Here is a 7,144-nt window from a genome sequence, read left to right on the forward strand (position 1 = left end):
GCTTCGACACCATTCACTCCACCAGTAAACTCTGAAACTTCATGAATAGATGCTTCTGCTCCATTGACACTGCCTGTGTATTCTGGGCTTACTTCCTGAACAGCTGCTGCGTCACCTGCTGTACCAATTACACCTGTGTACTCTGGAACTTCATGAATAGCTGCTTCAACATCATTAACGCCACCCTTGAATTCTGGGACTTCTACTACTGGGGCTGGCTCATCGCCTGCTGTTCCAATTGCTCCTGTGTACTCTGGAACTTCTACTACCGGAGCTGGCTCGTCACCTGCTGTTCCAATTGCTCCTGTGTACTCTGGCACTTCATGGACTGAGCCTTCTGCTCCATTCACACCACCAGTGAATTCTGGAACTTCGTGTACAGCTGGTTCTGTCTTAGCAGTTTCGACCTCATCTTTAGTCAATTGGATACGGTATTCCTTAACGTGTTTACCACTTTCTGAAACAAGACGTACCAAGACTGGAAGTTTGTCATCCCCACTATCAACAACTGTCGCCGCTACGTTTTCACCAGCTTCCACTGTCACTTTAGGACGGTTTCCACTATAAGTTACTTGGTAGTCAGAACGATCTTCTGAGAAGTCAGCAAGCTCTCTACCATCCACAAGAAGTTTAGAAGCTGTATTGTCCTTAGGTGCTTCACTTGGTGCGATAAAGGCCATTTCAGTGATAGCCACACCCTTCTTGTCTGCTTTTCTGTCCATGCGCCATCTCATAGCTTTAGCTTTGACTGGTGCAAAGGTTACATGGATGTCAGTTCCTGCTTGAATCTCTTGATCCGCACGATATTCAACTTTCTCCCAGTTAGAAGGAGTGTTGAATGGGTGATCAGGATCGTATGGTTGGTAGTTAGAGTAATATTCTGGTGAATCAAATTCTGGTCCAACATAGCGTTCTAATACGAGTTTAGAAGGTGCATCTGTTCCACCATCAGCAAAGAAGCGAATTTTTCCTTCTGCAACTGAACGCTCAACAATCTGACCATTTTCTCTGAATATAACCCCTACTGAAACTTCTGGATTAGAAGATGGAGTTGCAGACCAGTTAGTCCAACGGCGACTTTCATCATCAGAACCATCATTGACATAGTCCACACGGTCACGAGAGTTTGGATCGATATCGTTAGTCGCTGAGGCAAATGAACGGTTGCTGTCATCATCGAAGTCTGGGTTGTCTGATAGATTTTCACCGAGTTTATCAGTCACACGTACAGCCACTTCAGCAGATAGATCAGTACCCAAAACTCGACCATGAACTGTAAATTCACCAGCTTTTGTTAGATTTTCTGCTGGTACTTCTTCCCAGTCAACAGCCAAGTCCTTAACTTCATAGCCATCTTTTCCTGTAAAGTAAACAGGAACTTTGGCTGGTAATTCTAAGACTTGTCCTTTAGCAACCAAGCGAGAAGCTTTAGTCGCTGTTACTGGCTTACTTGTTAGCAAATCTTTGTCAGTTGTGAAGTGGAGACGGTATTCACCTAGGATATCTCCATTTTCTGCCTTAACAACAACACGGACTGGATCTCCTTCACGTACGCTTGGTACAACTGTTGCAATACCATTTTCAGTTACACTTGCTGTAACAGCTGGTAGGTTACCCTCCTTAGCTTCAAGGTAGTAGTCAGTCAAGCCTGGGTTAAAGTTTGGCAAATCTTTTCCATCTACTTGGATTTGCGCTTGAGCTTTCTTAGCTGCAGCTACTTGTTTAGAGAAGATTTGCAATTCTGTAATTGAAGTACCCCATTTACCATCTGGTCTAACCATGCGGATACGAACTGCGTAAGTGTTGACTTTATCAAAGCTAAAGTGGGTCATTTCTCCAGCTCTTACTTGATCTGGAGCCTTGAGATTTGTCACTTGTTTCCAGTTTTTATCGTCATTAAAGACATGGTCTTCACTAGCTACAAAGCTTGGATTCTTAGGAACTGTTGGAGTTGCTGAACCGACATAGTATTCGATGACATAGGATTTAGGTGCACCAACACCGTGGTCTTCGTGGAAGGCGACATTGAGGTTATCAACCGAACGTTTAGACATGATACCAGAGTCACCAAAGAGAATTCCTACTGAAGCTTCACTTGTACGGTTCCAGTTTGTCCAACGGTTTGCTGGTTGGTTGTTATAAGAAATCAATTTGTCATTGACATTGGCTACTGAATCACTTGGATTTGAGTCTGATGCAAAGGCAAGTGGCAATTCTGAACCAGTCCACTGGTCAGAAATATTAGCACCAGTTTCTGTCTGTGAAGATACACGAACATGAAGTTTGGTTGGTAGTTGAGTACCTTCAACATGTCCTGTCACAGTAAACTTGCCTTCTTGTGCGTATTGGCTTGGTTCAATTGCGTCCCAAGTTACTTTAGCTGAAGATACTTGGCCATTTGAATGATAAGTACGAACGCTTTCTGGTAAGTGAGGAGCTTCTGCAACTGGAGTTGTTGTGCTCACTTCTTCGACAGCAATGATACCTTCTACAGATACTTTTGCATGAGCCTTTTTTTCGAGCCCTTCTACTTTACCAAGAACATCAAAGCTATGATACTTGGCAAGGTCTTCTTTAGCAACTTCTTGCCAAGTTACCTTGTGAACCTTTGGAAATCCTTTATCATACTCTACAGTTACTGTAGTTGGGAGACTCGGGTCTTGATTCAAGCCTGTCACTACGCTGACTGGACGGATGGCTTGGACGACTTTGTTTTCAGTATTTGCTTGAATGTTCAAGTCAATCTGACCTTCTGCTCCCTCAAATTGAGCTTTCAGAGTTACTTGACCTGGTTTATGCAATTCAAGCATACCTTTACGAACGGCTACATCTCCCTCACCTGTAGTTGAGAAAGTAACCTTGTCAGCCTTCAAGACTGCCTGAGTACCGTCTTGGTAGTGAGCCAAGACCTTGATACCGACCGTTTGGTCCTCTTTCAAAGCAGCTGCATTTTCAACTTCTAGGCTCAAACGTTCAATTTGTGGAGCCTCTTGTAGGAATTGGATAGCATAGGTTTGTAGTGGGCCACCATCGTTTGGTTGAACATGGATGCTTGCACGCATACCATTTGCTTCATTAGCTTGAATAACTGTCACTTCCGCATTTTCAGCTGTAGCTTTAACCTCTGGCAAAACTGCGCCATAAGCAAGCTTGTGGTATTTTACTGGTTGCTCAGTTGAAAGACCTTCAACCGCTTGATCTGCTACGGTTACACTTGGAACTACTGGATTAGCAGCTTCCCCTTCTGCAACTACCAAGGTCGCAGCGATTTCTTCATCTTCTAAAATACCTTTTGCTGGGATGCGAGAACCTGGGATCGCTAGTTTAGCTTGATCTTCAGCTGCAATTTCCCACTTATCAACATCATAGCTTGCTACAGTACCATCTGACAATACGTAAGAAACAGATTTGTCAACTGAACTTAGGTCTGTATTTGGAGCGATTCTTTTAACGACAGGCAATTCTGCTTCGAGAGCCAAGACTTCAACACGCGCTTCTACTTCACGTCCTTCTGCCACACCTTTAACAGTCACAATTCCTGGTTCGTTGACATCAACTGCTGACCACTCTACTGGAAGTTTTGCACGACTGCCATCACTGTAGATAAATGCCACTTTCTTAGGCATTTTCGGTGCTTGACCGATAACTGTACGTACTTTAGGTACTTCTGTACCTAAGACAGTTTTTTCTTCTTGATCTTTCTTACCTGTGAAGATAGTGGTTTGAGCAGATTTCAAGAGATCAGAATGTGCAGTCAAAGTAAATTTACCAGCTTGCTCAGTTGATTTGACAATGACAACACCCTTACCATTGAAGGCTTTACGGATCCATGAACCATCTGCTTGCTCTTTGTAACGCTCACGGCTAGCTTGTTCACCATTATCCACACCGACAATCTGACCTTGACCGTGCAACTGGAAGCGAACAAGATTATTAGCTGTAGGAACTACATTGCCAGCCTGGTCAACGATTTCATAGTAAATATAAGTGAGGTCTTTTCCGTCTGCTGCAATAGCATGTTCTTCTTTGACTAAGCGAACACCTGCAGGCTCTCCAGCAGTCGTAATCTTATCACGAGCAATTTCATTACCTGCTTCATCACGAGCTACTGCTTCCAAAGTTCCAGCTTCGAAAGCAACCTTCCACTCAAGGTAAAGTTCCTTGGCATTGGCACCTTCTTGGTAAGTACGTCCATCACTTGTTTGTTTTTTGTTAAATGTCTTCTTGCCTAGAGATTCACCGTTCAAGAATAACTCAACACTTGCAGCGTTAGAGTAGGCACGGACTGGAATCTTACCATCTGCATCCGCTACGTTAGCTTTCAGAGTAGGATCTTCCCAGTTCCAGTGAGGAAGCAGGTGAACCATTGGTTTCTTCTGAGCAGAAACCCATTGGCTTTGATACAAGTAGTAGTCATTCTTTGGAATGCCGGCTGTATCTACGATACCAAAGTAAGAACTTTTAACTGGTGTTTGGTTTTGGTTGTGCCATGGAGTAGGTTCACCGATATAGTCGGTACCTGTCCAGATGAACTGACCTGCATAGCCTGCATTGTCACGGTCAAAAGTCCAAGATGCTGTAGCTGTTTTACCCCAACCAACACGGTCATTACCATAGTCTGATTGCTCATAATGACGGTAAGCTTGGTTACTGTGAACTAGTTCACTTTCTGGACGGAAATAGCTTCCACGTGTACGAGTTGCAGAAGAAGTTTCTGATCCGTAAATCAACCAGTTTGGATGTTTAGCACGTAGTTTCTTGTAGTTGTCTTCTGAATAGTTAAATCCAACCGCATCCAGTTCGTCAGCGATTTTTTCATGACCACCACTACCATCACCGAAACGGAATTTATCTGCTCCCATAGTGACATAGCGAGTCTTGTCAACGTCCTTGATGACCTTGACCAAACGCTTAACAGTCGCTAGAGAATGTGGGTCTCCTGAAGCTTCACCGATTTCATTACCGATAGACCACATGAAGATAGCTGGGTTGTTCTTGCCTCTTTCGACCATGGTACGCAAGTCAAAATCAGACCATTTTTCACCTTTTTTAGCTTCTGGGTGAGTGGCATCTTTTTCAAAGAAACGGCCGTAGTCGTACTGTTTCTTACCACCATACCAAGTATCAAAAGCTTCTTCTTGCACCAACAAACCAAGCTCTGCAGCAATTTGTAGAGTCTGCTCACTAGCTGGGTTGTGAGTTGTACGGATAGAGTTAACTCCCATCTCCTTCATTTGTTTGAGGCGACGGTATTCTGCTTTGTAGTTCTCTTCTGCTCCTAGAGCCCCATGGTCATGGTGAAGAGAAACACCATGGAATTTCATTTTTTCACCGTTAAGAGAGAAGCCTTCGTTTGGTGTCCAGTTGTAGTAACGGTAACCAAACATATCTTTCTTCGCATCAACTAACTGACCATCACGATACACACGCGTTACCAATTCGTAGAGAGCTGGTTGGTCGCTGAGAACTGTCCAAAGTTTTGGTTTCTCAACTTGCAAGATAGCATTCAGGCTAGTTGACTGATGAGCTTTCAAGACTTGGCTAGCTGTACGAACTAGGTCACTTACTGCTTGTCCTCCACGTTCGATGATTTGATACTCAGCTACGATTTCGTGGTCTTTATCATCAGTATTGACGATCTTACTTGATACGTGAGTGTCAACCTTACCATTTTGTTGTTTTTCAAGCTCTGGAGTTAAGATGGTTGTACCGTTTTTGGCAACATGCAATTTGTCTGTCACTTGAAGAGTAACATCACGGTAGATACCACTTCCTGAGTACCAACGGCTACTTGGTTGTTTATTGATTGCATGAACTGCAATGACGTTTTCACGACCGTCTTTGTTGAGATAGTCAGTGATGTCATAAGAGAATTGGTTGTAACCATTTGGATAGTGACCGACTAGCTGACCGTTTACATAGACTTGCGAATCCATATAAACTCCGTCAAAGACCAAACGAACATTCTTGTTAAGGTCTTTTTCGTCTAGTTTAAAGGTCTTGCGATACCAAGCATCCCCACCATTGAGTTGTCCACCTTCGTTTTGGGCAGGAGACTGATGGTCGAAGTCGTTATAGATACTCCAGTCATGAGGTAGATCTAGTTTCTTCCAGCTTGATACATCAGCATCTGGCTTGATAGCATCTTTGGCATTAGCATTGAGTTTAAAATGCCAGTTTTGGTTAAATTCTACTTTACGGTCCTCAACCAATTGATTTACCTCCTCGCTGGTAGCCGGTTTTAGGTCCGGTTTTTCCGTTTGAGAAGATTGGTCTTGAGTAATTACTTGAGGTTTCTTATCTAGCATGGAATCCTCTTTTTTGTCAGAGTTTGATTGTAGAGTTTGATCGTCCTGTGACTTTTCAACTGCATGAGCTGGTGTAGCAACTTCACTTGCAGCTGATTCAGTTGATGCTGGCTGTTCTGGACTTCTTGTTTCACTAAGTTCCTCTTTATGAGAATCATCCTCTACTTTTTCTGCAGCAACTGCAATTGGAGTTTCATCAGCTGAAACTTGGTTTGCACCAGCTACACTTGCTCCAAATAAGACTGAGCAAGTGCCGATAACTACAGAGCAAGTTCCAACGGTAAATTTTCGGATACTGTACACTCTTTTTCGATTCCAATGATCTTTTCCCATAAGATCCTCCTTATATTCGTAACCGCTTCCAATTTTATGTAAGCGCTCTACTTTTCCAGTAGTATTTTGCTTCTATTTTATAAAATAATATAAGAAACTTCAATACTGGCAGCATAAAAATCATACTTTTGATTCTTTTTTCTATAATTTGTAGAAAAGTTTAAAAATCTGAATGTACATTTAGTGAATGATTTTACTAAAAAAAGCGGTGGGACAGAAATCGATAGACAAAGTCTCGATTTCGTAGTCCCAGCCCCGCGAGGATGATTAGGAGCTTTTTGGAGTCTAATACTCAATGAAAATCAAAGAGCAAACTAGGAAGCTAGCCGCAGGTTGTTCAAAGCACTGCTTTGAGGTTGTAGATAGAACTGACGAAGTCAGTAAGTAACATATATACGGCAAGGTGACGCTGACGTGGTTTGAATTTGATTTTCGAAGAATATAAAAGACGAACAAAAAGTTCAATCAACTACCGCGTCAAAGTTTGATTGCTAATAAAAAGT

1 protein-coding gene and 2 pseudogenes are annotated in these 7,144 nt (G+C 42.8%); all 3 read right to left on the minus strand.

Going from position 1 to position 7,144, the window contains the following annotated elements; genetic code table 11:
• The coding region (locus HMPREF2987_RS11400) for an SIALI-17 repeat-containing surface protein (RefSeq protein WP_373878855.1) at nt 1-320 on the minus strand (320 nt) is incomplete at its 3' end.
• Nucleotides 302-6,266 (minus strand): annotated as a pseudogene (locus HMPREF2987_RS02960) (SIALI-17 repeat-containing surface protein); the annotation flags it as partial. The gene HMPREF2987_RS11400 and the pseudogene HMPREF2987_RS02960, both read right to left, overlap by 19 nt.
• Before the next feature lie 207 nt (nt 6,267-6,473).
• Nucleotides 6,474-6,641, minus strand: a pseudogene (locus HMPREF2987_RS11405) (YSIRK-type signal peptide-containing protein); the annotation flags it as partial.
• Nucleotides 6,642-7,144: the final 503 nt, after the last annotated feature.

It is taken from the genome of Streptococcus sp. HMSC067H01 (genome assembly GCF_001814775.1).
Taxonomy (GTDB): domain Bacteria; phylum Bacillota; class Bacilli; order Lactobacillales; family Streptococcaceae; genus Streptococcus.